This is a genomic window from Enterobacter sp. LU1, assembly GCF_008271405.2.
Taxonomy (GTDB): domain Bacteria; phylum Pseudomonadota; class Gammaproteobacteria; order Enterobacterales; family Enterobacteriaceae; genus Enterobacter; species Enterobacter hormaechei_C.
In genome coordinates, this window is sequence record NZ_CP043438.2 from 1,213,396 (window position 1) to 1,238,145 (window position 24,750).

At 58.9% G+C, this 24,750-nt stretch carries 24 protein-coding genes and 2 pseudogenes; 12 read left to right on the forward strand and 14 right to left on the reverse strand.

Going from position 1 to position 24,750, the window contains the following annotated elements; all coding sequences use genetic code 11:
- Positions 1–24: 24 nt before the first annotated feature.
- The 4 genes and pseudogenes from FZF21_RS05830 to FZF21_RS05845 all read right to left on the reverse strand — a co-directional run.
- Positions 25–459: a hypothetical protein gene (locus FZF21_RS05830; protein ID WP_017694362.1), complete on the reverse strand. Its 435-nt coding sequence runs from the start codon at positions 457–459 to the stop codon at positions 25–27.
- On the reverse strand, positions 456–812 hold the full coding sequence (locus FZF21_RS05835; protein ID WP_006809708.1) for a tlde1 domain-containing protein: 357 nt from the start codon (positions 810–812) through the stop codon (positions 456–458). The genes FZF21_RS05830 and FZF21_RS05835 overlap by 4 nt, the downstream gene beginning before the upstream one ends.
- A 10-nt stretch (positions 813–822) precedes the next feature.
- The gene (locus FZF21_RS05840; protein WP_100135175.1) at positions 823–1,314 is read right to left on the reverse strand and encodes an Hcp family type VI secretion system effector; all 492 of its coding nucleotides are present in this window, start codon (positions 1,312–1,314) and stop codon (positions 823–825) included.
- Between the two features lie 343 nt (positions 1,315–1,657).
- A pseudogene (locus FZF21_RS05845) lies at positions 1,658–1,881 on the reverse strand (glutamate-cysteine ligase family protein); the annotation flags it as partial.
- On the opposite strand from FZF21_RS05845, the pseudogene FZF21_RS05850 reads away from it, so the two are divergent.
- Together FZF21_RS05850 and FZF21_RS05855 are read left to right on the forward strand one after the other, a co-directional pair.
- A pseudogene (locus tag FZF21_RS05850) lies at positions 1,877–2,029 on the forward strand (ketopantoate reductase C-terminal domain-containing protein); the annotation flags it as partial. The pseudogenes FZF21_RS05845 and FZF21_RS05850 sit on opposite strands and share 5 nt — an antisense overlap.
- 369 nt (positions 2,030–2,398) lie before the next feature.
- Positions 2,399–3,067 (forward strand): epoxyqueuosine reductase QueH, encoded by a 669-nt coding sequence (locus FZF21_RS05855; RefSeq protein ID WP_023296073.1) that lies wholly within the window; start codon positions 2,399–2,401, stop codon positions 3,065–3,067.
- Between the two features lie 548 nt (positions 3,068–3,615).
- Here the strand turns inward: FZF21_RS05855 and FZF21_RS05860 are convergent.
- A complete protein-coding gene (locus FZF21_RS05860; protein WP_149121011.1) occupies positions 3,616–4,497 on the reverse strand; it encodes a LysR family transcriptional regulator in 882 nt (293 codons plus the stop codon).
- Positions 4,498–4,602: 105 nt separating this feature from the next.
- Between FZF21_RS05860 and budA the strand changes: the two genes are divergently transcribed.
- The 4 genes from budA (at position 4,603) to FZF21_RS05880 (ending at position 8,477) form a co-directional block, all read left to right on the forward strand.
- A complete protein-coding gene (gene budA, locus FZF21_RS05865; protein ID WP_026080550.1) occupies positions 4,603–5,382 on the forward strand; it encodes an acetolactate decarboxylase in 780 nt (259 codons plus the stop codon).
- A 58-nt stretch (positions 5,383–5,440) separates the two neighbouring features.
- The gene (alsS, locus tag FZF21_RS05870; protein WP_225561392.1) at positions 5,441–7,075 is read left to right on the forward strand and encodes an acetolactate synthase AlsS; all 1,635 of its coding nucleotides are present in this window, start codon (positions 5,441–5,443) and stop codon (positions 7,073–7,075) included.
- Between the two features lie 20 nt (positions 7,076–7,095).
- Positions 7,096–7,866 carry a (S)-acetoin forming diacetyl reductase gene (locus tag FZF21_RS05875; RefSeq protein WP_015571194.1) on the forward strand — a complete coding sequence of 257 codons (771 nt, stop codon included), beginning with the start codon at positions 7,096–7,098 and terminating at the stop codon, positions 7,864–7,866.
- A gap of 137 nt (positions 7,867–8,003) precedes the next feature.
- Entirely contained in the window at positions 8,004–8,477 is a 474-nt protein-coding gene (locus FZF21_RS05880; RefSeq protein WP_017382537.1) for a cold shock domain-containing protein, read from the forward strand.
- Between the two features lie 69 nt (positions 8,478–8,546).
- Here the strand turns inward: FZF21_RS05880 and FZF21_RS05885 are convergent, their stop codons facing one another.
- The 5 genes from FZF21_RS05885 to FZF21_RS05905 form a co-directional block, all read right to left on the reverse strand.
- Positions 8,547–9,251 carry an ABC transporter ATP-binding protein gene (locus FZF21_RS05885; RefSeq protein ID WP_032670418.1) on the reverse strand — a complete coding sequence of 235 codons (705 nt, stop codon included), beginning with the start codon at positions 9,249–9,251 and terminating at the stop codon, positions 8,547–8,549.
- On the reverse strand, positions 9,238–10,074 hold the full coding sequence (locus FZF21_RS05890) for an ABC transporter ATP-binding protein (RefSeq protein ID WP_023296076.1): 837 nt from the start codon (positions 10,072–10,074) through the stop codon (positions 9,238–9,240). The genes FZF21_RS05885 and FZF21_RS05890 overlap by 14 nt, the downstream gene beginning before the upstream one ends.
- Positions 10,067–10,900 carry an ABC transporter permease gene (locus FZF21_RS05895; RefSeq protein ID WP_149121010.1) on the reverse strand — a complete coding sequence of 278 codons (834 nt, stop codon included), beginning with the start codon at positions 10,898–10,900 and terminating at the stop codon, positions 10,067–10,069. Before FZF21_RS05895 ends, FZF21_RS05890 begins: the two co-directional genes overlap by 8 nt.
- Complete coding sequence (locus FZF21_RS05900; RefSeq protein WP_023303249.1) at positions 10,900–11,913, reverse strand: ABC transporter permease; 1,014 nt, start codon at positions 11,911–11,913, stop codon at positions 10,900–10,902. Before FZF21_RS05900 ends, FZF21_RS05895 begins: the two co-directional genes overlap by 1 nt.
- 98 nt (positions 11,914–12,011) lie before the next feature.
- Positions 12,012–13,580, reverse strand: coding sequence for an ABC transporter substrate-binding protein (locus FZF21_RS05905; protein WP_063859374.1), 1,569 nt, complete (start codon positions 13,578–13,580; stop codon positions 12,012–12,014).
- Between the two features lie 200 nt (positions 13,581–13,780).
- Here FZF21_RS05905 and FZF21_RS05910 point away from each other — a divergent pair, with 200 nt between their 5' ends.
- Positions 13,781–14,479, forward strand: a complete 699-nt coding sequence (locus tag FZF21_RS05910; protein ID WP_032103078.1) for a GNAT family protein — start codon at positions 13,781–13,783, stop codon at positions 14,477–14,479.
- 93 nt (positions 14,480–14,572) lie between these two features.
- Here FZF21_RS05910 and betA read toward each other — a convergent pair whose 3' ends face one another.
- The 3 genes from betA to betI are packed head-to-tail and all read right to left on the reverse strand — an operon-like array spanning position 14,573 to position 18,324.
- Complete coding sequence (betA, locus tag FZF21_RS05915) at positions 14,573–16,237, reverse strand: choline dehydrogenase (protein WP_048209187.1); 1,665 nt, start codon at positions 16,235–16,237, stop codon at positions 14,573–14,575.
- A gap of 13 nt (positions 16,238–16,250) precedes the next feature.
- A complete protein-coding gene (gene betB / locus FZF21_RS05920) occupies positions 16,251–17,723 on the reverse strand; it encodes a betaine-aldehyde dehydrogenase (RefSeq protein WP_017694352.1) in 1,473 nt (490 codons plus the stop codon).
- A gap of 13 nt (positions 17,724–17,736) precedes the next feature.
- Entirely contained in the window at positions 17,737–18,324 is a 588-nt protein-coding gene (gene betI, locus FZF21_RS05925) for a transcriptional regulator BetI (protein ID WP_017382531.1), read from the reverse strand.
- 128 nt (positions 18,325–18,452) lie between these two features.
- Between betI and betT the strand changes: the two genes are divergently transcribed.
- The 5 genes from betT (at position 18,453) to FZF21_RS05950 (ending at position 24,123) form a co-directional block, all read left to right on the forward strand.
- The gene (gene betT, locus FZF21_RS05930) at positions 18,453–20,486 is read left to right on the forward strand and encodes a choline BCCT transporter BetT (protein WP_023303253.1); all 2,034 of its coding nucleotides are present in this window, start codon (positions 18,453–18,455) and stop codon (positions 20,484–20,486) included.
- Positions 20,487–20,721: 235 nt separating this feature from the next.
- Entirely contained in the window at positions 20,722–21,633 is a 912-nt protein-coding gene (gene sitA / locus FZF21_RS05935; RefSeq protein ID WP_040117351.1) for an iron/manganese ABC transporter substrate-binding protein SitA, read from the forward strand.
- Between the two features lie 2 nt (positions 21,634–21,635).
- Entirely contained in the window at positions 21,636–22,442 is an 807-nt protein-coding gene (gene sitB, locus FZF21_RS05940; RefSeq protein WP_032647626.1) for an iron/manganese ABC transporter ATP-binding protein SitB, read from the forward strand.
- Positions 22,439–23,290 (forward strand): iron/manganese ABC transporter permease subunit SitC, encoded by an 852-nt coding sequence (gene sitC, locus FZF21_RS05945; RefSeq protein WP_023296090.1) that lies wholly within the window; start codon positions 22,439–22,441, stop codon positions 23,288–23,290. Before sitB ends, sitC begins: the two co-directional genes overlap by 4 nt.
- On the forward strand, positions 23,284–24,123 hold the full coding sequence (locus tag FZF21_RS05950; RefSeq protein WP_023303259.1) for a metal ABC transporter permease: 840 nt from the start codon (positions 23,284–23,286) through the stop codon (positions 24,121–24,123). Before sitC ends, FZF21_RS05950 begins: the two co-directional genes overlap by 7 nt.
- On the opposite strand, the gene entD is transcribed toward FZF21_RS05950, so the two are convergent.
- Positions 24,059–24,748, reverse strand: coding sequence for an enterobactin synthase subunit EntD (gene entD / locus FZF21_RS05955; RefSeq protein ID WP_039271382.1), 690 nt, complete (start codon positions 24,746–24,748; stop codon positions 24,059–24,061). The genes FZF21_RS05950 and entD overlap by 65 nt on opposite strands.
- Between the last annotated feature and the right edge of the window lie 2 nt (positions 24,749–24,750).

Sequence of the window (24,750 nt, forward strand, 5' to 3'; positions counted from 1 at the left end):
CGGCCGTTGTGCGCCGGGTAACTCTTACTTACCCTGACGGGCTTTCTCAGCGTTTAGCTCTTCCATTGTTGCTTCCAGGATCCAGAGGCACTGAGCACCCTCAACCGTATCCAGCAGCGCCCGGCGGGTGCGCTGATAGAACGCGTCGACTTCGGCGGGGGATTTCTCTAGAGGCGGCGTGCAGACGATATCGCTGCCAACCATGTGCGGCCACTTTCCCGCGTCAATGGTCTGGAGCGCTTTCAGTGTGGCGCTGGTGTTTGTTGTGAGCGCTGCGGCCAAAGCATCCTCCAGCAGTTGCGCCTGCCTGGCGTCAGCCGTGGCAGCCAGCGTTGGGGCTTGCTCAATCCAGTGTGTGTCACCTGAGGCGATTCCATGAAGTGCTGATGGCCAGTCAGTGCTGGCTGCAATGGCTGGGACAGTGAGCGCACAAAGCAGCAGAACGATTGGGTATTTCATCGCACTACCTCAAGCTCACCGCCGTCACGAAGGATTTTACGTCGCGTTGACAGTGAGAGAATGATGCACCCCTCCGAAGCAAATCCGGCTGGACCGTACTTATGGTCACCATGAATGCGGAACTCTGAACGACCAAAACTCTCTCCCGAAGTTTGCTCAAGGATAATGGTAATGGGTCCTTTAGAATTCGAATGTCCCGCAATTTTATATGTTCCGCGCGGCAATGGACCCAGACCCTTCACATGCTGACGGTCCGGATTATTTTTATTGGTAAGGGCACCGGAATATCCTGTCTCAATTAATTTGCCGTCTTTATACATCTTGCCAGTTGATTGCTCATACTTCCATCCCATAACGTTCTCCTTATGCCGTCTTACGGTCATTCCAGCTATCTGAATGCATGATGTTACCGTCCACGTAGCGCCAGGTAATTTTTTCATAGAGCAGCTCTACCAGCTCAAGATGGTTATGCTTCTCATAGTCAGGATCTTTGATATCAAGCATCATTGGACAGACGCTGGCGATCTTCACGCCTTCCAGAAGGGTGGAAAAATATTCCACTTCCTGACCAGCATCGTTGATACGGTAAAACTTTATCTCTGCGGATTTTAGCTTCTGGCCCGTGCTAACAGCCTTGTACAAATAGGGGCTGGAAGCGTCGATCTCTTTATCGAAAGAATAGGGGGAATGGATGCGAAGACTTGTCGCCTTGCCGTTATGCTTGTCCGTGGGCTGCATTATGGCGTGATTTAAGGCGATAATCTCGATGCTACCTTCACGTCCATATATATCGACAGAGACTTTTATATCGGCGCCGCCGTCATCTTTAAGCCATAAATAAGCGGGAATAGCCATTTGTTTAAAACTCCATTTAAGGAAATCCTGAAAAGACCTTATGGTTTAGCTAGTTACGTAACTAGTGCAACGCTAGCGCGTACAAAATTGGCCGTCAATTTTGTACAGGGTGGATATAAAACGATCTGCGGTTTCGTTGATGCAAATTAAGAAAGTATGGGGGCTTATGGTTTGGATCTGGATAAATTGTTAATGATTAATACGGTGGTTTTGCTTAAATAATAATTAAGTGAATATTAATTGAAGATGTAATAAATACTTGAATGTTTATTGGGTATTCTGTCTATTTGACTCTTTATTAATTGTTTAAAAACTCATAACGGCTCGTCTGAATATCCACCTATCCGTAGCGACACACCTGAAAACGGTAAAGAGGTACCGCAGAAAATCCCGTTCCTGATGCTTATAAGGCCGCGTGGTCAGCAGCCAGTGTGACGTGGCCTGGATCAGCCAGGCGATATTAATCGCGTTGTTGAGCGTCAGCGGCTTATCCGTCGACCGCACCTGCATGGTGCTAATGTGCGGGCTGGGGCGAATGTCCCAGTGCAGATCTTTAATGCTGTCGATCCTGTCCGACCGTCAGGCGGATCGCCTGATGGAGTGGGACATACGCAACGGCGTGATCCAGCGCTATGGCCGCAGGCACGGGATTGCGGTGCCCGTCAGCGATGTGGTGGTGCCGCTGCTGGCGGCGGGGAGCGAGGGGCCGGGGTGAGAGAGATAGTGGTATTAACGTCTGGGGAATTGGTCTGGGTGAAAACCTCGCATCAGTTCCCCACAAATGCGCTCACCGGCAAACCAAAACGCTTCGCCAGCGCGCATATGATCCAGCGTTAACGTGCCTGATCTATCTTGGCCTGAAATATTTGTTTAATTTGCGTAGCGTATTCAGGAATTGCTTGCTGAGAAGAAGTGCAGCGGAGATAGTTTTGCTAACCAGGTTATATAGAAACGTGTGAAAGATGCGTCCGCTATGTGTCAATAACAGGCATTGCGGGATATGTATGAGACTGGCCGCCATTCCCGATAGCACAGCTCTGATGCTACACTGTTTTCAGTCCTCATTACCTCAACAAATAAATTTATGACTACCGCTGATTTCAAACGCCCTAAACTAGAACTCCCAAACGGGGCAGATAAACTGCTGCTGCACTCCTGTTGCGCTCCGTGTTCTGGTGAGGTAATGGAGGCGATCCAGGCCTCAGGGATCGACTACACCATCTTCTTCTACAATCCGAACATTCATCCGCAGAAAGAGTATCTGATTCGTAAGGATGAGAATATTCGCTTTGCCGAACAGCACGGCGTACCGTTTATTGATGCGGATTACGATACAGATAACTGGTTTGAGCGCGCCAAAGGCATGGAATGGGAACCCGAGCGCGGCATTCGCTGCACCATGTGTTTTGACATGCGCTTTGAGCGGACTGCGCTTTACGCCGCTGAAAATGGCTTCAACGTGATTAGCAGCTCACTGGGCATCTCTCGCTGGAAAAATATGCAGCAAATCAACGACTGCGGTCAGCGAGCCGCCGCCCACTATCCGGGTATGGTCTATTGGGACTATAACTGGCGGAAACAGGGCGGTTCGTCGCGCATGATTGAAATCAGCAAGCGCGAGCAGTTCTACCAGCAGGAATACTGCGGCTGCGTTTATTCACTGCGTGACAGCAACCTGCACCGCAAATCCCAGGGCCGTCCTCTCATTCAGATCGGTAAGCTTTACTACGGTAAAGAAGACGACCAGGCCTGATTTTATGTCACGCCCTCTGTGGCGTGACCGCCTTCCTGTGCATTCCTCTAACAATTGCATGCCCCACCCGGCACGAACAGTAATTTTTAGTCATGAGATGGCTGAAAGTCGATCTGGCATCGAAGCCTGCTGAACGCTCTTAACAGTCATTCATCAAACAACGTTGTCCTTTGTGTAAGGCCGACTCAGTGAGCCGTTATATAAGGCTCCTTCACAAACTCCGCTAACAACCCAGCAGTTGCTTACAGAGCGTGGAAAATGTCACCGCATCGTCCGTTTCCACCAGTACGCTCACGTATGCCGCACAGGTGCCAGCCAGTTCAAAGAGATCCGCAGAATCGGGAAGTTGCAGGTGAAGAAGGGATGAAAAGGGATGCCCCTGAATTACATAAGGTTGCTTAAAAGTTTGCGAGGCGGCTTCCAAAGGGCATTGCCGGGTGGCGGCTGCGCCTTACCCGGCCTACAAAACCGCCAACCAGCCAACCTATCCGCGACACGAACCGTAGGCCCGCGCAAGCGCAGCGCCGCCGGGCACAGCCGCACCGTAGCTACCCCTCGCTCATCATCGCCAGAAACCGCTTCACCGTCCGCGAACGTTCGAAGCGCCGCCAGCAGAGCGCGATATCGGTATAAAGCTCCGGCGAGCGCAGCGCATGGTAGGTGACATTCGGCGGAGAAATAGCGGCCATGGATTTCGGCACCAGCGCGAACCCGCCGCCAGCGGAGACCATGCTCAGGGAAGAGGAAAGTTGTGAGGATTGCAGCGTGTGTTGCATATCGATCCCGGCCCGCTCGCAGTTGCCGTAAACCCTGTCGTACAGGCCGGGCGCGACCTCCTGCGGGAACAGCACCACCGGCGTATCACGCAACTGGTCCAGCGCCAGATCGCCGCTTCCAGCCAGCGGATGGTCGCGATGCAGCGCCACCACCATCGGCTCCCGGTCGAGGATTTTTAACTCAAACGCCTTGCTGCTCTCACACGGCAGGCGCACGAAGGCGATATCCAGCTCACCCTCCGCCAGCATCGTCGTCAGCGACGACATATTGGCTTCCACCTGGTGAACCTGCACTGCCATGTTCTGCACCTGAAACTGGCGAATCAGGGCGAAGATTTTGGGATGAAAAGCATCTGAACTGGTGATGCCAATCGACAGGCTGCCGTTCAGCCCGCGCGCGATGCCCCGGGCTTTCTCCAGCGCGGCATCGCTCAGCGCCAGTATCTTACAGGCGTCCTCATAGAAGGCCTCTCCCGCTTCGGTCAGCTCCACGCCCCGTGTCAGGCGCCTGAACAGCGGCGTGCCCACTTCCTCTTCGAGCCGTTTGATCTGCTGACTCAGAGGAGGCTGTGAAATACCCAGCGCTTTGGCCGCCCTGGTGAAGTGTCGCTCGCGTGCTACCGCGACAAAATAGCGCAGATAACGAAGTTCCATATCAAAAACGTCTCAAACCAGCATGGATTCTATATTGGAACTCTCTGCTGAATCGGGTCAACATTTATTTAACCTTTATAAATAAAGTTGAAGAGGACGGGCATGATGATGCATTCATCTGCATGCGACTGTGAGGCGAGTTTATGCGAGACCCTGCGTGGGTTCTCGGCTCAGCATCCTGACAGCGTGATCTATCAGACATCGCTAATGAGCGCCCTGCTAAGCGGCGTCTACGAAGGGGAGACGACCATCGCCGACCTGCTGGCACACGGTGATTTTGGTCTCGGTACCTTTAACGAGCTGGACGGTGAAATGATTGCCTTTAGCAGCCAGGTGTACCAGCTGCGCGCCGACGGCAGCGCCCGCGCCGCGAAGCCGGAGCAAAAAACGCCGTTCGCGGTGATGACCTGGTTCCAGCCGCAGTACCGCAAAGCCTTCGACGGGCCGGTCAGCCGTCAGCAGATCCACGACGTGATCGACCAGCAAATCCCTTCCGATAACCTGTTCTGTGCGCTGCGCATCGACGGCAATTTCCGCCACGCGCACACCCGCACCGTACCGCGCCAGACACCGCCGTACCGGGCGATGACCGACGTGCTGGATGACCAGCCGGTGTTCCGCTTTAACCAGCGCGAGGGCGTGCTGGTCGGGTTCCGCACCCCGCAGCATATGCAGGGCATTAACGTGGCGGGCTATCACGAACACTTTATCACCGACGACCGTCAGGGCGGGGGCCACCTGCTCGACTATCAGCTGGAGAACGGCGTGCTCACCTTCGGCGAAATCCACAAGCTGATGATTGACCTGCCCGCCGACAGCGCGTTTTTACAGGCCAACCTGCACCCCAGCAACCTTGATGCGGCTATCCGCGCCGTCGAAAACTAACAGGAGAACTACCGTGAACAGTGAGAAACAGTCACGTCAGTGGGCGCACGGCGCCGATATGGTTGTCGGCCAGCTGGAAGCGCAGGGTGTGAAGCAGGTGTTCGGCATACCGGGCGCAAAAATCGACAAGGTCTTTGACTCCCTGCTGGACTCCTCCATCGAGATTATCCCGGTGCGTCACGAGGCGAACGCGGCGTTTATGGCGGCAGCGGTAGGGCGGCTAACCGGTAAGGCCGGGGTCGCGCTGGTCACCTCCGGGCCGGGCTGCTCCAACCTGATCACCGGCATCGCCACCGCCAACAGCGAAGGTGACCCGGTGGTGGCGCTGGGCGGGGCGGTGAAGCGGGCAGATAAAGCGAAACTGGTGCACCAGAGCATGGATACCGTCGCCATGTTCAGCCCGGTCACCAAATACGCCGTCGAAGTTAATTCACCGGACGCGATTGCCGAGGTGGTGTCGAACGCGTTTCGCGCTGCCGAGCAGGGCAGGCCGGGCGGGGCGTTTGTCAGCCTGCCGCAGGATATTGTCGACCAGCCCACCACGGGGGCGATTTTACCCGCCAGCACCGCGGCGCTGATGGGCCCGGCGCCGGAGTCAGCCATCAACGACGTGGCGAAGCTTATCGCGAAGGCCAAAAACCCGGTCATCTTACTCGGCCTGATGGCCAGCCAGCCCGCCAACAGCGCCGCGCTGCATAAGCTGCTGGAGAGAAGCCGTATTCCGGTCACCAGCACCTATCAGGCCGCCGGGGCGGTGAATCAGGAACACTTCACCCGCTTCGCCGGACGCGTCGGACTCTTTAACAACCAGGCGGGCGACCGGCTGCTGCATCTGGCGGACCTGATTATCTGCATCGGCTACAGCCCGGTGGAATACGAGCCGTCCATGTGGAACAGCGGCGACGCGACGCTGGTGCACATTGACGTGCTGCCCGCTTATGAGGAGCGCAAGTATGTTCCCGATCTGGAACTGGTCGGGGATATTGCCGCCACGCTGAATCTGCTTGCCAGTCGAATCGAGCACAAACTTGAACTCAGCCAGCGCGCCTCGGAAATTCTTGTCGATCGCCAGCATCAGCGGGACCTCCTCGACCGTCGCGGCGCATCGCTTAACCAGTTTGCCCTGCATCCGCTGCGCATCGTGCGCGCCATGCAGGACATTGTGAACAACGACGTGACGCTCACCGTCGACATGGGCAGCTTCCACATCTGGATCGCCCGCTACCTCTACAGCTTCCGGGCGCGTCAGGTGATGATCTCCAACGGTCAGCAGACCATGGGCGTGGCGCTGCCGTGGGCGATTGGCGCGTGGCTGGTCAACCCGGGGCGCAAGGTGGTCTCGGTCTCCGGGGACGGCGGCTTTTTGCAGTCGAGCATGGAGCTGGAAACCGCCGTACGCCTCAACGCCAATGTGCTGCACATCATCTGGGTGGATAACGCCTACAACATGGTGGCCATCCAGGAAGAGAAAAAATACCAGAGGCTTTCCGGCGTCGAGTTCGGCCCGGTCGATTTCAAAGTCTATGCCGACGCGTTCGGTGCGAAAGGCTTTGCCGTCGAGAGCGCGGATGCGCTCGAACCGACGCTGCGTGCGGCAATGGATGTCGATGGCCCGGCCGTGGTGGCCATTCCCGTCGACTACAGCGATAACCCGCTGCTGATGGGCCAGCTCCATCTCAGCCAGATTTTGTGAATCAATATAAGGACAGAGAAATGCAAAAAGTGGCTCTCGTAACCGGCTCCGGCCAGGGGATTGGCAAAGCGATCGCGCTTCGCTTGGTGAAGGATGGTTTTGCCGTTGCTATTGCGGATTACAACGAAGAGACGGCGAAAGCGGTCGCGGATGAGATCAACCGTAACGGCGGGAAGGCCGTCGCCGTGAAGGTGGACGTCTCTGACCGCGAGCAGGTGTTCGCGGCGGTGGAAAAAGCCCGCACCGCGCTGGGCGGTTTTAACGTCATCGTCAATAACGCCGGGGTGGCGCCGTCCACGCCCATCGAATCCATCACGCCGGAGATTGTCGACAAGGTCTACAACATCAACGTGAAAGGGGTGATCTGGGGCATTCAGGCCGCGATTGACGCCTTTCGCAAAGAGGGGCACGGCGGCAAAATTATCAACGCCTGCTCCCAGGCGGGCCACACCGGTAACCCGGAGCTGGCCGTCTACAGTTCCAGTAAATTCGCGGTGCGCGGCTTAACCCAGACCGCCGCGCGGGATCTCGCGCCGCTGGGGATCACCGTTAACGCCTACTGCCCGGGGATCGTCAAAACGCCGATGTGGGCGGAAATCGACCGTCAGGTCTCCGAGGCGGCGGGTAAACCGCTTGGCTACGGGACGGAAACCTTTGCCAAACGCATCACGCTTGGCCGTTTGTCCGAGCCAGAAGACGTGGCCGCCTGCGTCTCTTACCTCGCCGGGCCGGATTCCGACTACATGACAGGTCAGTCGCTGCTGATTGATGGTGGGATGGTGTTCAACTAAATACACAATACTAAAAAGCTCTGACATGAACTTTCCCCTGCTCCCGTGCAGGGGCTTTTTTTTGTCTCGTCAGCCATTGTGCATTACACTGCGCGCTGCAAAACTTTAGTCTTAAGATCTGACAGGCGGTAACAGCGATGAACGGTACAATCACAACGTGGTTTAAAGATAAAGGCTTTGGATTTATCAAAGATGAAAACGGCGACAACCGCTATTTTCATGTGATTAAGGTCGCCAACCCTGATCTGATTAAGAAAGATGCGGCGGTGACCTTCGAGCCCACCACCAACAGCAAAGGCCTTTCCGCGTATGCGGTGAAGGTGATCCCGGAGAGTAAGCATCTTTATATTGCGGGCGAGCGCGTGAAGCTCACCTCGATCAAATCCTTCGTGGTGTTCAGCGAGGAAGAGCCCGTTGAGACCAAAATCGACAAAGAGAATGCGGTGCTGTCGGTCGGGCTGCTGATGAACAGCATCAAACCCAAAACCGAGAAAAAGCCGGGCGAAATGCGCACGGTGAAGAAGCTGGCGATCACTACCTTCCAGAACACGACGATGATCTTCACTGAAGATGAGATCGACATTGATGCCACGGTGAAGCTGCTGAAGTAACGTTTTGCCGGGTGGCGGCTACGCCTTACCCGGCCTACGAAATGCGTGCGGCACTCGCCGCCGCACGGTTTACCCCATCCTGTGCTCGCCCCGCAACATTGCTTCACGGTCAAATACCCGCTGGATCTCCCCGTGCGCCATAAATGCCGCCCGGTCGGACATATGCGCAATCACGTCCGCATCGTGGCTCACCAGCAGGTAGGTCATGCCGTGCTGCGCCTTCAGGCGGTTGAGCAGGTTCAGGATCTCCGCCTGTACCGACATATCCAGCGCCGAGGTCGGTTCATCCAGCAGCAGAAGCTGCGGGCGCAGCAGCAGCGCGCGGGCAATGGCCACGCGCTGACGCTGTCCGCCGGAAAGCTGATGCGGGTAACGCCTGCCGGCGTCGGCAGCCAGACCCACCTGTTGCAGCGCATCCGCCACCTTTTCGGCAACCTGGGTTTCGCCGTGGATGTTTAACGGCTCCGACAGGGTGCGGGCAATGGTGTGGTTCGGGTGCAAAGACGCCCACGGATCCTGGAACACCATCTGCACGTTACGGCGAAGCGCGCCTTCAAAACGTCGTCCTGGCCGTAAATTTTCCCCGAGGACGGAAATGTGGCCATGCCACTCGCGCAGCAGCCCCGCCAGCACGCGCAGAAGAGTCGATTTGCCGCAGCCGGATTCACCGATCAGGCTGAAGGTTTCGCCTTTTTCGATCGCAAAACTGGCGGCGGAAACCGCCGTTTTTTCACCAAAACTCACCCGGAGCTGGTTAACCTCAACGAGTGCCATTGTCGGCCTCCTTCCACGGTTGCGAACGGTCGAGCGTCGGCAGCATCTGGCCGAACGTCCCGGCGTTCGGGCGGCAGGTCCAGAGCGTGCGCGTGTAAGGATGGGTTGCCTGCGGCAACTGGCTCGCCGCCATTTCATCAACTTTCTCACCCTGATACATCACCAGCACGCGGTCACAGTGTTCCGCGACGAGCGGCAAGTCGTGGCTGATTAACAGCATCGCCATCTGCCGCGCCTCGCACTGCTGTACCAGCAGCTCCAGGATCTGGTTGCGCAGGCGTGCGTCCAGCGCGGAAGTCGGTTCGTCGGCGATCAGCACCTGCGGGTTGTTGACGAGCGCAATGGCGATCATCACGCGCTGGCCCATGCCGCCGGAGAGTTCGCCGGGATAGCGCTGGAGCACGTGCTCGTTCAGCCCCACGGCGCGGATGATATCGTGAATGCGCGCCAGGCGTTCGGCGCGGGGCAGGCGCTGATGGAGGGTCAGCGCCTCATCAAGCTGGGCGGCGACGGTTTTCACCGGGTTTAGCGCGTAGCGCGGGTCCTGTAGAACCATCGCAATGCCGTTGCCGCGCAGCGCCTGCCAGCGGCGGCTGTTCAGGGTCAGCAGGTCGTTGCCAAGCACGTTAAGCCGCTTAGCGCTCACGATGCCGGGCTTGCGCACCAGCCCCATCAGGGCGCGGGCAGACATGGACTTGCCGGAGCCGGATTCTCCCACCAGCGCCAGCCGCTCGTTGCCTAACGTAAAGCTCAGGTTGTTGACCACGCGCGCGGCGGGGTAGTCGATATTTAGCGCATCGACGATGACGCGGTGTTCAGTCATGCTGTGGCTCCAGTACGTCGCGCAGGCCATCGCCCAGCAGGTTAAAGGCCAGGCTGGCAAACAGAATCGCCCCGCCTGGAATGGCGGTAATCCACCACTGGTCAAAAATGACCTGCATGCCGTCGGCTATCATCGCGCCCCATTCCGCCATCGGTGGACGTGCGCCCAGGCCAAGGAAGCCCAGCCCGGCGGCGGCCAGAATGATCCCGGCCAGATCCAGCGCCAGCCGTACAATCGCGGAGGGCAGGCACAGGGGCAGAATATGGCCGACCAGCAGGCGCGGGCCGCGAATGCCCATCATCTCCGCGGCGGCCAGATAATCGCTGTGGCGCAGACGCTGGATTTCACTGCGCGCCTGGCGCGCATAGGTAGGCCAGGTCGTTAAGGCCAGCGCCAGCGCGCCGTTCACCAGACCGGGGCCGAGCATCGCGACAAACGCGAAGGCGAGGATCAGGCGCGGCATCGACATCACCACGTCGGTAAAGCGCATCAGGATGCGCTCCATCCAGCCGCCGTAGTAGCCTGACAAAATCCCCACCAGCAGACCGGCGGGGAGGGTAATAACGGTGACTAAGGCCACCAGCCCCAGTGCCGGACGGGTGCCGTAGATTAATCGGGAGAGCAGATCCCGCCCATAGCTGTCGGTACCCAGCCAGTGCTGCGCGTTGGGCGGTTGCAGACGCGCGGCGGCGTCCTGCCAGTTGGGATCATGCGGCGCAAGCCACGGCGCGAACAGGGCAATAAGCACCAGCAGCGCGATGGCGATCAGCCCGCAAAACGCGGCAGGGGAGCGGCGCAGGCGGCGTAAGAAGAGATAAAACGGCATTAGCGCACCCTGGGATCGGTCGCCCGCACAAGCAGGTCGGTAAGGTTATTGATCAGAACAAAGCAGACGCCAATCAGCAGCGTACCGCCCATCACGGCGGTGGTGTCACCGGCGAACAGGGCCGTGGTGAGGTAGCGCCCGATGCCCGGCCACGAGAATACGGTTTCGGTTAATACCGCGCCCTCCAGCATGCTGGTGTAGGCCAGCGCAATCACCGTCAATAGGGTGCTGCGAATGTTCGGCAGCACGTGACGCAGCAGGATGGTCATCTCTCCGGCGCCCTTGGCGCGGGCGAGCAATATGTACTCTTTGTTCATCTCGCTCAGACAGGCGGAGCGCGTCAGTCGGGTGATACTTGCCAGCGAGTAGTAGGCCAGCAGCAGCACCGGCAGCACCAGGTGGCTGATGGCGTTGCGGAACGCCTCGCGGTCGCCGGAAAGCCAGGTATCAACCAGCGCAAATCCGGTTCGTGGCTCAACGGTGAATTGCCAGATGTCGTCCAGCCTGCCGGGGCCAGCGCTCCACTGTAGTTTCGCGTAGAACAGAGCCAGCATCAGCAGTCCGAGCCAGAATATTGGCACCGAATTGCCGAGCAGGGTGAGCGTTCTGATCGCTAAGTCCAGTGGCGAACCGGCGTAGCGGGCGCACAGTACACCCGCAATCACGCCGAGTACCGTGCCGATAATTAGCGCCAGCGTTGCCAGTTCCAGCGTGGCGGGAAAGGCGTGCAGCAGGTCCTGCAATACCGGCTGACCGGTAGCGCTGGCGGTGCCTAAATCACCGTGAGCGAGGTTTTGCAGGTAGTGCCAGAACTGCACGGGCAGGGGCCGATCCAGCCCAAGCTGGTGGCGAACCTGATCGTAAGTGGACTGGCTGGCGTGATCGCCGACGATCTGCAATACGCGATCGACCGGGGAAAAGGCAGAGAGCGCAAACGTGACCAGCAGTAGCCCGAACAGCGTGAGCAGGAGAGTCAGCAGACCCTGAAGCACGCGGGTGGAAAGATGTGGCATGGGAAATCTCTTTATGCCGGGTGGCGGCTTCGCCTTACCCGGCCTGCAAAAACCAGGAACGTAGGCCGGGTAAGCGCAGCGCCACCCGGCAACAAGGGCTACTTCGTAACGCGATCGTACCAGACCATATCCGCGTTCAGCCCCTGCTGATACCCCTTCACGTTATCGCGCACCACGATCTGGGTTTTGCCCTGGTCAACGAACACATACGGCGAGTTATGCTGTAACTGTTCCTGCATCTTCTTATACAGATCCAGACGTTTTGCCGGATCCGGCTCGGCAACCGCCGCCAGCGTAGCGTTGTTCAGCTCCGGAATTTTCCAGCCGTTAAGCCCGGCCACGGTGCTGGATTTCCCGTCATTCCATGCGAAGGCGCTGGCGTTGGAGTGTGCATCGAAGTAGTCCGGGATCCACAGACGTATGGCCGCCTGATGCTGTTTCGCACGCACGCGGGCGTATACCTGGCTACCCGCCGCGGGCAGCAGATCCACCTTCACGCCGCCCTGAGCGAAGCTCGCCTGCATGGATTGCGCGATGGTGATGAACGGCGGTTTATTCTCTACGTCCAGCGTGAAATGCGCGTCTTTGATGCCCGCCCTGGCGAGGATCGCTTTTGCTTTTGCCGGGTCAAACGTGAACGGATTGTCCTCCAGCGCGCCCGGCAGGCCGACCGGCAGGAAGCTCTGATGAACAAAATACTGGCCTTTCAGCAGGTCCTTGGTGATGCCTTCATAATCCACCAGCCAGCGCGAGGCTTCCCAGAACGCTGGATTATTCAGCAGCGGGTTAGCGCTGTTGCCGGTGTTAAACACCAGATAGTTTTGCTCGGCAGAAGGGATGCTCAGCACCTTCACGCCCGGCTTGCCGCTGAGGGCGCTTATCTGGTCTGCACCCAGATCGCGCGCCACGTCCGCATCACCCTGCTGGATCAGCAGGCGGCGGGAAGCGGGATCGGGGACGTTTTTAATGATGATGCTTTTAAGCTTCGGCGCGCCGCCGGGCGCGGATTCGTTGGCTTCCAGCACGATGGCCTGATGCGGCTGGTAAACGCGCATTTTGAACGCGCCGCTGCCCGCAGAGTGCATTTTTAACCACGCGTTGCCGAAGTCGTTATCCTTCACGTTCGCCGTAACCTGCTTTTCATCGACGATGGAGGCAATCGGCGTGGAGAGTATATTCAGCGCTACCGACGGGCTGACGTCCGCCGTCCAGCGAAGCGTGAGGGTATGGTCGTCCACTTTCTTCAGCTGGCTGGCGATGTTGCTGGCGTCCCAGCCCAGTACGTTGAGGATAAACGCCGGGGATTTGTTCAGCGTCACGGCGCGGGTATATGAGAAGATCACATCTTCCGGGCGCAGCGGGTTGCCGGAGGCAAATTTTGCATCGGGCTTAAGTTTGATGGTCAGGGTTTTTGCTGCCGCGTCCGCTTCCCAGCTTTCGGCCAGAACCGGGGTGATTTTTTCCGGGTTATCGCGGTCCGGCTGTACCAGACGCTGATACAAACTCGGTACGGTCTGGATGCTGGAAAGTTCGTTGGCTTCGGCCGGGTCAAGGCTCACGATATCATCCAGACCCTGGGCGACAACCAGCGTGTTGGGCGGGGTAGCGGCGTGAGCAGCGCTTGAGAGCGCAGCCAGCACCAGTAACGGCAGCAGTTTTTTATTCATAGCGATCCCTGAAGAAAATATATTGTGATTGTTTTATGCACCGTTACGGTAGGCTGGCTGAGGATTTCCTCAAAGTCGAAATTCTGCTTTGCTTATGCCCTCCGGGAATAACGCATTCGGTCTGGTTATGAGTCACCTCTCTTTTCGTTCGCTTTTTAACCTGCTATAACAAACTCCTTACCTTTCAGGGAGTCACCGCCGTGCCCGAAATCAATCAACATGGTCAAACCGTTAATGATATTGTCCCGGACTGGAAATGCGCCCGCGCGTTAACCCGTACCCTGCTCACCGGGCAGTATTGCCGCCTGGAGCCGCTGGATGCTGACCGCCATTCGGCTGATTTGTTTGAAGCCTATGCGCTGGGTGACGACAGCGACTGGACGTGGCTTGCCAGCACCCAGCCTGTGAGCGTTGAGGCCACTGCGCACTGGGTGCTGGGAAAGGTGCTGGATGACGACCTGGTGCCCTTTGCCGTTATCGATCTGCGCACCGAAAAGGCGGTAGGGCTGGTCAGCTATATGGCGATAGAACGCTTTCAGGGCTCGGTTGAGATCGGCCACGTCACCTGGTCGCGCAGAATGAAGGGCACCCGCGTGGGTACCGAAGCGGTGTGGCTGCTGCTGAAAAATGCCTTTGAGCATCAATATCGCCGGCTGGAGTGGAAGTGCGATTCGATGAACATCGCCTCACGCAACGCGGCGGAGCGGCTGGGGTTTGTCTGGGAAGGGCGCCTGCGCCAGAAGCTGGTGCGTAAAGGACGCAACCGCGACAGCGATATGCTTTCGATTATTGACGGCGAATGGCCGCAGCGCGATGCAGAGCTGCGCGCCTGGCTGGCGGCGGAGAATTTTGACGGGGAAGGACGGCAGGTTAAGCGGCTTGAAGCATTTCGGCAATAATTTCCCCTCACCCTAACCCTCTCCCAGAGGGAGAGGGGACGATGACACCCTCTCCCTTTGGGAGAGGGCCGGGGTGAGGGGAGACGTTCGCACTCAGCGGCGAACCGGCGCCCCGTTCGCCACATAATACGCCGCCGTGCTCTTCGCCAGCGGCTCGCGCCCGCGAATGGCGTCGGCAATCTTTTCGCCAATCATGATGGTGGTGGCGTTCAGGTTGCCGGTGATAATCTGCGGCATGATCGACGCATCCACTACGCGTAACCCTTCCAGCCCATGAACCCGGCCTTCGCCGTCGACCACCGCCATTTCGTCGTAGCCCATCTTGCAGGTGCCGCACGGGTGGAAGGCGGTTTCGGCGTGGTTGCGCACGAACTCGTCCAGCTGTTCGTCGGTCTGGCATTCGACGCCCGGGCTGATTTCACGACCGCGATACTTGTCCAGCGCTGGCTGGTGCATGATCTCGCGGGTGATGCGGATCGCGTCGCGGAACTCCTGCCAGTCCTGCTCGTGGGACATATAGTTGAACAGGATCGCCGGATGCTGGTGCGGATCGCGCGACTTAATGCGCACGTGGCCGCGGCTCGGCGAGCGCATGGAGCCAACGTGGCACTGGAAGCCATGTTCTTTCACCGCGTTCGAGCCGTTGTAGTTAATCGCCACCGGCAGGAAGTGATACTGAATGTTTGGCCACTCGAACTCCTCGCGGCTGCGGATAAATCCGCCCGCTTCGAAGTGGTTGCTAGCGCCCACGCCTGTGCCGCCAAACAGCCACTCCGCGCCAATCTTCGGCTGGTTCCACCATTGCAGGGCAGGGTAGAGGGAGACCGGCTCCTTACATTCATACTGAAGGTACATCTCCAGATGATCCTGCAAGTTTTCACCCACCCCGGGTAAATCATGTACCAGCGGGATATCAAACTGCTTCAGCAGTTCAGCGTTGCCCACGCCGGAGCGCTGGAGGATCTGCGGAGACGCGATGGCGCCCGCGCACAGCAGCACCTCTTTCTTCGCCGTCGCTTTTGACGGAATGGTGCTTTCGCCTTCCAGCCACTCGACGCCCACCGCGCGCTTGCCGTCAAAGATAATGTGATCGGTCATGGCGTGGGTGCGGATGGTCAGATTCGGGCGCGGTTTGGCCTGGTCCAGATAGCCGCGCGCGGTGCTGGCGCGTCGGCCCTGCGGCGTGACCGTGCGGTCCATCGGGCCAAAGCCTTCCTGCTGATAGCCGTTAAGGTCGTCGGTGCGCGGGTAGCCCGCCTGCACGCCCGCCTCTACCATCGCTTCAAACAGCGGGTTCACGCCCGGCTTAGAGGTGGTGACGCTCACCGGACCGTCGCCGCCGTGGTAGTCGTTCGGCCCCACGTCGCGGGTCTCTGCCTTGCGGTAATAGGGCAGGCAGTTGAGGTAGCTCCAGTGCTCCAGACCCGGTTCTTTCGCCCAGTTATCCAGATCCATTGCGTTGCCGCGCACGTAGCACATGCCGTTGATCAGCGACGAGCCGCCCAGCCCTTTACCTCGTCCGCATTCCATGCGGCGATTGTTCATGAAAGGCTCAGGCTCGGTTTCATACGCCCAGTTGTAGCGCTTGCCCTGCAACGGGAAGGCCAGCGCGGCAGGCATCTGGGTGCGGAAGTCAAAGCGGTAGTCCGGCCCGCCCGCCTCAAGCAGCAGGACGGTGGTGTTCGGATCTTCAGTCAGTCGTGTTGCCAGAACGTTGCCGGCAGAGCCGGCTCCGATAATGATGTAGTCAAATTGCAAATAAACCTCCCGGTTAAAATATGGACTGGAATTTACCCATCTCAACCTGGATGGACTTCACCTGGGTGTAACTCTGAAGCGTCATGACGCCGTTCTCACGGCCAATGCCGGAGTGTTTGTAGCCGCCGACCGGCATCTCTGCGGCGGATTCGCCCCAGGTGTTGATCCAGCAGATGCCCGCTTCGAGCTGATGAATAGCGCCGTGGGCGCGGTTCAGATCGGCGGTGACGATGCCCGCCGCCAGACCGTAGTCGGTATCATTGGCGCGGCGAATGGCTTCTTCGTCAGTGTCATAGGTAAGAATGGACATCACCGGGCCGAAGATCTCTTCGCGCACGATGGTCATTTCGTCGGTGCAGTCGGTGAACACGGTCGGGGCCACCCACGCGCCGTTGTCAAAGCCGTCACCCTTCAGCACGTCGCCGCCGCACAGCACGCGCGCGCCTTCCTCTTTGCCTTTGGCGATGTAGCGCAGCACGCTGTCGCGGTGCGGGAAGCTGACCATCGGGCCAAAGTTGGTGTTTTCATCGAACAGGTCGCCCGCGCGGATGCGGCCCACGCGCTCAACGATTTTTTGCTCAAACGCGGCTTTGACCTTCGCGGGCACGAACACGCGGGTGCCGTTGGTGCACACCTGACCGGAGCTGAAGAAGTTCGCCATCATGGCGATATCTGCCGCGAGATCCAGATCCGCGTCGTCAAACACTATCAGCGGAGATTTACCGCCCAGCTCCATCGTCACCTCTTTCAGGGACGAGGCCGCCGAGTTCGCCATCACCTTTTTGCCGCTGGCCACGCCACCGGTGAAGGAGACTTTGGCGATGCCCGGATGTTCGGTCAGGAACTGGCCGGTCTCTGCGCCCACGCCCGGCAGGACGTTAAACACGCCGTCCGGCACGCCTGCTTCGGTGTAGATCTCCGCCAGTTTCAGGGCGGTAAGCGGAGTCACTTCGCTCGGCTTGAAGATCATCGCGTTGCCCGCCGCCAGCGCCGGGGCCGATTTCCACAGGGCGATCTGGATCGGGTAGTTCCACGCGCCGATGCCCGCCACCACGCCCAGCGGCTCGCGGCGGGTGTAGACGAACGAGGTGTCGCGCAGCGGGATCTGGCTGCCTTCCAGCGCCGGGATCAGCCCCGCGTAGTACTCCAGCACGTCCGCGCCGGTAACGATGTCGACGGTCGAGGTTTCGGAATACGCTTTACCGGTGTCGAGGGTTTCCAGCGTTGCCAGCTCGTCGTTGCGCTCGCGCAGGATATCGACGGCGCGGCGCAAAATGCGCGAGCGCTCCATGGCGGTCATCGCCGCCCAGATCTTCTGCCCGCGCTGTGCGCTTTCCACGGCGCGGTCCACGTCTTCGCGCCCGGCGGCCTGCACGGTTGCCAGAACTTCACCGTTCGCCGGATTGATGGTCTCGAAGGTGCGACCGCTGGTGGCGGATGTATAACCACCATTAATATAAAGCTGCTGTTCTGCCATTCGGGACATAAATTCTCCTCGGTTAATCGGTCGGTAGATGCTGGCTGATAAAGTGGCTGGTGAGCGACTGGGCCAGGGTTTTATCCAGCGGTTTGCCGCTGAGCGCAGCGCGCAGCCATAGCCCGTCAATCAGTGCGGCAAGCCCGTAGCCCGCCTCTTCAGCCTGTTCACGCGGCAGCTCGCGGCGGAACTCGTACACCAGGTTTGAGAGCAATCGGCGGCTGCTGACCTGCTGCAAACGGTAGAGCATCGGCTGATGCATGCTGCTGGCCCAGAAGGCCAGCCAGGCCTTCATCGCCGCGCCGCTGATCTGGGTTTCATCAAAATTGCCGCCGACAATCGCCTGCAATCGCTGCTCTGCGCTGCCGTCCGGCAGGGCGCGTAAACGGCTTAATACCGCGTCGCGCAGCTGACCGGTGATGTCACGCATGGTCGCTTCCAGCAGACCGTTTTTATCTTTGAAATAGTGGCTGATGATCCCCGTGGACACGCCCGCCCGACGGGCGATTTGCGCGATGGTTGCGTCATGCATTCCCACTTCATTAATTGCTTCCAGCGTGGCATCGATTAGCTGCCTGCGCCGGATCGGCTGCATCCCCACTTTGGGCATTTTTGCCACTCCATTCATCAGCGTTGGTTAACTATTAAAGCGGTTTTTGATTGGACGTTCAATATAAAATGTGTCTTAATTGTTGCGGATTTGGATTTCAATAGTTACAAAAACAGTGGGGATACTGGATGACAGACCTTTCACAGGACAGAGAAAAAGACAAAATCAACCCGGTCGTTTTTTATACGTCCGCCGGGCTGATTTTGTTGTTTTCCCTGACGACCATTTTCTTTCGTGATTTTTCTGCCGAGTGGATTGGGCGCACCCTGAACTGGGTGTCGAAGACCTTCGGCTGGTACTATCTGCTGGCGGCGACGCTCTATATTGTCTTCGTGGTCTGCATTGCCTGTTCGCGCTTTGGGTCGGTGAAGCTCGGGCCAGAGCAGTCCAAGCCCGAGTTCAGCCTGCTGAGCTGGGCCGCGATGCTGTTTGCCGCGGGCATCGGCATCGACCTGATGTTCTTCTCCGTGGCGGAACCGGTCACGCAGTATATGCAGCCGCCGGAAGGGGCAGGGCAGACGATGGAGGCCGCGCGCCAGGCGATGGTCTGGACGCTCTTCCACTACGGCCTGACGGGCTGGTCGATGTATGCCCTGATGGGCATGGCGCTCGGATACTTTAGCTATCGTTATAATTTGCCCCTTACCATCCGCTCCGCGCTGTACCCGATTTTCGGCAAAAAGATCAACGGCCCTATTGGGCACACGGTAGACATCGCGGCGGTGATCGGCACCATCTTTGGTATCGCGACAACGCTCGGAATTGGCGTAGTGCAGCTTAACTACGGGCTGAGCGTGCTGTTTGACATCCCGGATTCGATGGCGGCGAAGGCGGCGCTGATTGCGCTGTCGGTGATTATCGCCACCATCTCGGTGACCTCCGGCGTGGATAAAGGGATTCGCGTGCTCTCCGAGCTGAACGTCGCGCTGGCGCTGGGGCTGATCCTGTTCGTACTGTTTATGGGCGACACCTCGTTCCTGCTCAATGCCTTAGTGCTGAATGTGGGTGATTACGTGAACCGCTTTATGGGAATGACGCTGAACAGCTTCGCCTTTGACCGTCCGACAGAGTGGATGAACAACTGGACGCTCTTCTTCTGGGCGTGGTGGGTGGCGTGGTCGCCGTTTGTCGGCCTGTTCCTGGCGCGTATTTCGCGTGGGCGCACCATCCGTCAGTTCGTGATGGGCACGCTGATCATCCCGTTCACCTTTACCCTGCTGTGGCTGTCGATTTTCGGCAACAGCGCGCTGCACGAGATCATCCACGGCAATGCGACTTTTGCCCAGGAAGCGATGGCGCACCCGGAGCGCGGCTTCTACAGCCTGCTGGCGCAGTATCCGGCGTTTACCTTTAGCGCGTCCGTAGCGACCATTACCGGCCTGCTGTTCTACGTCACCTCGGCGGACTCCGGCGCGCTGGTGCTGGGGAACTTCACCTCGAAGCTCAAGGACATTAACAGCGACGCGCCGAACTGGCTGCGCATCTTCTGGTCCGTCGCCATCGGCCTGCTGACGCTCGGCATGCTGATGACCAATGGTATCTCGGCGTTGCAGAACACCACTGTGATCATGGGCCTGCCGTTCAGCTTCGTGATCTTCTTCGTGATGGCCGGGCTGTATAAATCGCTTAAGGTGGAAGACTACCGCCGCGTCAGCGCCAGCCGCGACACCGCCCCGCGTCCGCTGGGCGCGCAGGACAGGCTGAGCTGGAAGAAACGCCTCTCGCGCCTGATGAACTACCCCGGCACGCGCTACACCAGCCAGATGATGGAGACGGTCTGCTTCCCGGCGATGGAAGAGGTGGCCCAGGAGCTGAAGCTGCGTGGCGCCTACGTGGAGCTGAAAAACCTGCCCCCGGAAGAGGGCGAAAATCTGGGGCACCTGGATCTGCTGGTGCACATGGGCGACGAGCAGAACTTTGTCTATCAGATCTGGCCACAGCAGTATTCGGTTCCCGGCTTTACCTACCGGGCGCGCAGCGGGAAGTCGACCTACTACCGGCTGGAGACCTTCCTGCTGGAAGGCAGCCAGGGGAACGATTTGATGGATTACAGCAAGGAGCAGGTGATCACGGACATTCTGGATCAGTATGAACGGCACCTGAACTTTATCCATCTGCACAGGGAAGCGCCGGGGAATAGCGTGATGTTCCCGGATGTTTAAATGATGACAAACCCCTGTCGTTAACAATCCAGCCATCTTTCTTGCCGGGTGGCGCTGCGCTTACCCGGCCTACAAATCTGCTTTACCGTAGGCCTGATAAGCGAAGCGTCATCAGGCACGCCCTTCATTGACACAACTTTAATGATAATTATTTTCATTTAAATATAGCCTATGCTATACCTTATAGCACAGGCTAATTTCGCTTTGAATTTAATCACCTCAGGAGACTTCTGCGATGCATCCACGGCAAGGATTGAAGCGTCTGTTGCTCGGCGCGCTGCTCATGACTGCGACCACGACCGGCGCGCTGGCGGCTGAAAAGTTCCAGGTCATCACCACTTTTACCGTTATTGCTGATATGGCGAAAAACGTGGCGGGGGATGCCGCAGAGGTCACCTCCATCACCAAACCGGGCGCGGAAATTCACGAATACCAGCCCACCCCGGGCGATATCAAACGCGCGCAGAAGGCACAGCTGATCCTGGCGAACGGCATGAATCTGGAGCTGTGGTTCCAGCGCTTTTATCAGCATCTGAACGGCGTGCCGGAGGTGATTGTCACCAAAGGCATCACCCCGATGGGCATCAGCGAAGGGCCCTATAACGGCAAGCCCAATCCGCACGCGTGGATGTCGCCGGATAACGCCCTGATTTACGTCGATAACATCCGCGACGCGCTGGTGAAGTACGATCCGGCCAACGCACAGACCTATCAGCGCAATGCGGAAGCCTACAAGCAGAAGATCACCGCCACTCTCGAACCGCTGCGCAAGCAGGTCGCGGAGATACCTGAAGACAAACGCTGGATGGTAACCAGCGAAGGGGCGTTCTCCTATCTGGCGCGGGATTTGGGCCTGAAGGAGCTTTACCTGTGGCCGATCAACGCCGATCAGCAGGGCACGCCCCAGCAGGTGCGCAAGGTTATCGATCTGGTGAAAAAACATCACATTCCGGCGGTGTTCAGCGAAAGCACGGTCTCGGATAAGCCCGCCCGTCAGGTAGCGCGTGAAACCGGCGCCCACTATGGCGGCGTGCTGTACGTCGACTCTCTGAGCGCGGAAAACGGCCCGGTGCCGACCTATATCGATCTGCTGAACGTCACCACCCGCACGCTGGTGCAGGGCATCCGCGACGGGATGAAGGAGTAACCATGCAGAAAGGGATTGTTGTAACCGACGTGACCGTGACCTACCGCAACGGCCACACGGCGCTGCGCGACGCGTCGTTCAGCGTGCCGGGCGGATCGATTGCCGCCCTGGTGGGGGTGAACGGTTCCGGCAAGTCCACGCTGTTTAAGGCGGTGATGGGGTTTGTGCGGGCGGCGAGCGGCACTATCTCCATTCTGGGGCTGCCGCCTCACCGGGCGCTGCGTCAGAACCTGGTCGCCTACGTGCCGCAGTCGGAAGAGGTCGACTGGTCGTTTCCGGTGCTCGTCGAGGACGTGGTGATGATGGGCCGCTACGGGCATATGGGGTTTCTGCGTCGTCCCAAAGAATGCGATAAGCAGATCGTCACCGACGCCCTGAAGCGTGTAGATATGCTCGAGCTGCGCCATCGGCAGATTGGCGAGCTGTCCGGCGGGCAGAAGAAGCGCGTGTTTCTGGCCCGTGCGATTGCCCAGCAGGGCGAGGTGATCCTGCTCGACGAGCCGTTTACCGGCGTGGACGTCAAAACCGAAGCCAGGATCATCAGCCTGCTGCGGGAGCTGCGCGACGAGGGTAAAACGATGCTGGTCTCGACCCATAACCTGGGCTCGGTCACGGAATTCTGCGATTACACGGTGATGGTCAAAGGCACCGTGCTGGCGAGCGGCCCGACGGAAACCACCTTTACCGCCGAGAATCTCGAGCGCGCCTTTAGCGGCGTGCTGCGCCACGTGGTGCTCAGCGGCTCGGAAGATCGCATTATTACCGACGACGAACGCCCCTTCGTCACGCACCGTCAGGAGGCCAAATGAACGTGCTTCTCGAACCCTTCGGCTACGAGTACATGCTCAACGCGATGTGGGTCTCGGCGATGGTGGGCGGGCTGTGCGCGTTTCTCTCCTGCTATCTGATGCTCAAAGGCTGGTCGCTGATCGGCGATGCGCTGTCGCACTCCATCGTGCCGGGCGTAGCGGGGGCCTACATGCTCGGGCTGCCGTTCTCGCTGGGGGCGTTTTTATCGGGCGGGCTGGCGGCGGGCAGCATGCTGTTTCTCAACCAGCGCAGCCGCCTGAAGGAGGACGCCATTATCGGGCTGATCTTCTCCTCGTTTTTCGGGCTGGGGCTGTTTATGGTCTCGCTCAACCCGACCTCGGTGAACATTCAGACCATCGTCCTCGGCAATATTCTGGCTATCGCCCCGGAAGATATCGTCCAGCTGGCGATTATCGGCGTGGTGTCGATAGTTATCCTGCTGTTCAAATGGAAAGATCTGATGGTGACCTTTTTTGATGAGAACCACGCCCGCGCCATCGGCCTGCGTCCTGAACGCCTGAAAATTCTCTTCTTCACGCTGCTGGCGGTCTCTACCGTGGCGGCGCTGCAAACCGTCGGCGCATTTCTGGTGATCTGTCTGGTGGTCACGCCCGGCGCGACCGCGTGGCTGCTGACCGACCGCTTCCCGCGCCTGCTGATGATTGCCGTCGCCATTGGCAGCATCACCAGCTTCCTCGGCGCGTGGGCCAGCTATTACCTGGACGGCGCCACCGGCGGCATTATCGTCGTGGCCCAGACACTGCTGTTCCTGATGGCGTTCGTCTTTGCGCCGAAGCACGGACTGCTTGCCAGCCGACGTCGGGCGCGGGAGGCACACCCATGTTGACGCTGCTTCTCGAACCGTTCCAGTTTGCGTTTATGAACAACGCGCTGCTGATTTCACTCATGGTGGCCGTGCCCTGCGCGCTGCTGTCGGTTTTTCTGGTGCTGAAAGGCTGGGCGCTGATGGGCGACGCCATGAGCCACGCGGTGTTTCCCGGCGTCGTGCTGGCCTGGATGATGGGCCTGCCGCTGGCGCTGGGCGCGTTCGTAGCCGGTCTTTTCTGCGCGGTCGCCACCGGATATCTGAAGGATAACAGCCGCATCAAACAGGATACGGTCATGGGGATCGTCTTTTCCGGCATGTTCGGCGCCGGGCTGATCCTCTATATCGCCGTCAAACCCGAGGTGCATCTCGACCACATTCTGTTCGGCGATATGCTGGGTATCAACGGGATGGACATTCTGCAAAGCGGTCTCGTCGCGGGGCTGATTGCGCTGGTGATTGGCCTGAAGTGGCGCGATTTTCTGCTGTTCTGCTTTGACTATCAGCAGGCGCAGGCGAGTGGCTTGCGCACCCGCTGGCTGCACTACGGCTTACTGTGCATGGTTTCGCTGACCATCGTTGCGACGCTGAAAGCGGTGGGGATCATTCTGTCGATTTCCCTGCTGATTGCACCCGGCGCCGTGGCGGTGCTGATTACCCGACGCTTTCACATGGCGCTGCTGGTGGCGGTCGCCGTTTCAGCGCTGGTGTCGGTAAGCGGCGTTTATGCCTCGTTTTATCTCGACAGCGCGCCTGCGCCGACCATTGTGGTCCTGTTCGCGATGGTGTTTATCGTGACGTTTGTGGTGACCAGCGTGAAGGCTCGTCGCCAGGAGCGTGTGACAGCAGGGTGATGACTTGTTCGCCGTGCTGCTGCCAGTGCAGGCGGAAGGCGGTGCCTTCTTCAAAGCCTGCCAGTTGACGGGTCAACGCCAGCGTGAGCGTCTTGTCGTCGAGCTTGGTAACGCGGGCGCAGTCAAAACCCATCCAGGCCTGTACCTGCGGAAAGAGGGCCTTAAACAGGCTCTCTTTGGCGCTGAAGACCAGCGTCAGGGCGAGGGCGAACGGGTATCCCTGGCGGGAAAGCACAGGTTCTTCCTGCGTATCAATAATGCCGTCTTTGATTTCCCTGGCTTCGTTTTCGAAGAGGATCGTTTCACAATCGATGCCGATAAGCGCCGGGTATTGCGTGACGACGGCTATCGCCTGCGTGCCGCTGTGGGTGATGCTGCCGGAAATACCTTGCGGCCAGAGCGGTTCCCCGCTGGGGCCGATGGCGGGCATGGTGTGGTCAGGTAAGGCGTGCGCGGCGGCGATGCGGCCTGCCAGGTGGTCGGCCTTGCGTTTGCGTCCGGCGTCAGCGAGCTGGGCGTGGTGGGGGAGCCAGAGGAGATCGGCGTCGGTAAAGGTGGCGGGGTCGAAAGTGATGCGGTGGAGGGTGTGGCCAGCGAGAGAAAATGTGCTGTGGGTGGTGTGCATGG

Bases quoted from the DNA above. Each gene is read 5' to 3' on its own strand.
- FZF21_RS05830 (WP_017694362.1), bottom strand. From the start codon at position 459: ATGAAATACCCAATCGTTCTGCTGCTTTGTGCGCTCACTGTCCCAGCC.
- FZF21_RS05835 (WP_006809708.1), bottom strand. From the start codon at position 812: ATGGGATGGAAGTATGAGCAATCAACTGGCAAGATGTATAAAGACGGC.
- FZF21_RS05840 (WP_100135175.1), bottom strand. From the start codon at position 1,314: ATGGCTATTCCCGCTTATTTATGGCTTAAAGATGACGGCGGCGCCGAT.
- FZF21_RS05855 (WP_023296073.1), top strand. From the start codon at position 2,399: ATGACTACCGCTGATTTCAAACGCCCTAAACTAGAACTCCCAAACGGG.
- FZF21_RS05860 (WP_149121011.1), bottom strand. From the start codon at position 4,497: ATGGAACTTCGTTATCTGCGCTATTTTGTCGCGGTAGCACGCGAGCGA.
- budA (WP_026080550.1), top strand. From the start codon at position 4,603: ATGATGCATTCATCTGCATGCGACTGTGAGGCGAGTTTATGCGAGACC.
- alsS (WP_225561392.1), top strand. From the start codon at position 5,441: ATGGTTGTCGGCCAGCTGGAAGCGCAGGGTGTGAAGCAGGTGTTCGGC.
- FZF21_RS05875 (WP_015571194.1), top strand. From the start codon at position 7,096: ATGCAAAAAGTGGCTCTCGTAACCGGCTCCGGCCAGGGGATTGGCAAA.
- FZF21_RS05880 (WP_017382537.1), top strand. From the start codon at position 8,004: ATGAACGGTACAATCACAACGTGGTTTAAAGATAAAGGCTTTGGATTT.
- FZF21_RS05885 (WP_032670418.1), bottom strand. From the start codon at position 9,251: ATGGCACTCGTTGAGGTTAACCAGCTCCGGGTGAGTTTTGGTGAAAAA.
- FZF21_RS05890 (WP_023296076.1), bottom strand. From the start codon at position 10,074: ATGACTGAACACCGCGTCATCGTCGATGCGCTAAATATCGACTACCCC.
- FZF21_RS05895 (WP_149121010.1), bottom strand. From the start codon at position 10,900: ATGCCGTTTTATCTCTTCTTACGCCGCCTGCGCCGCTCCCCTGCCGCG.
- FZF21_RS05900 (WP_023303249.1), bottom strand. From the start codon at position 11,913: ATGCCACATCTTTCCACCCGCGTGCTTCAGGGTCTGCTGACTCTCCTG.
- FZF21_RS05905 (WP_063859374.1), bottom strand. From the start codon at position 13,580: ATGAATAAAAAACTGCTGCCGTTACTGGTGCTGGCTGCGCTCTCAAGC.
- betB (WP_017694352.1), bottom strand. From the start codon at position 17,723: ATGTCCCGAATGGCAGAACAGCAGCTTTATATTAATGGTGGTTATACA.
- betI (WP_017382531.1), bottom strand. From the start codon at position 18,324: ATGCCCAAAGTGGGGATGCAGCCGATCCGGCGCAGGCAGCTAATCGAT.
- betT (WP_023303253.1), top strand. From the start codon at position 18,453: ATGACAGACCTTTCACAGGACAGAGAAAAAGACAAAATCAACCCGGTC.
- sitA (WP_040117351.1), top strand. From the start codon at position 20,722: ATGCATCCACGGCAAGGATTGAAGCGTCTGTTGCTCGGCGCGCTGCTC.
- sitB (WP_032647626.1), top strand. From the start codon at position 21,636: ATGCAGAAAGGGATTGTTGTAACCGACGTGACCGTGACCTACCGCAAC.
- sitC (WP_023296090.1), top strand. From the start codon at position 22,439: ATGAACGTGCTTCTCGAACCCTTCGGCTACGAGTACATGCTCAACGCG.
- FZF21_RS05950 (WP_023303259.1), top strand. From the start codon at position 23,284: ATGTTGACGCTGCTTCTCGAACCGTTCCAGTTTGCGTTTATGAACAAC.
- entD (WP_039271382.1), bottom strand. From the start codon at position 24,748: ATGCACACCACCCACAGCACATTTTCTCTCGCTGGCCACACCCTCCAC.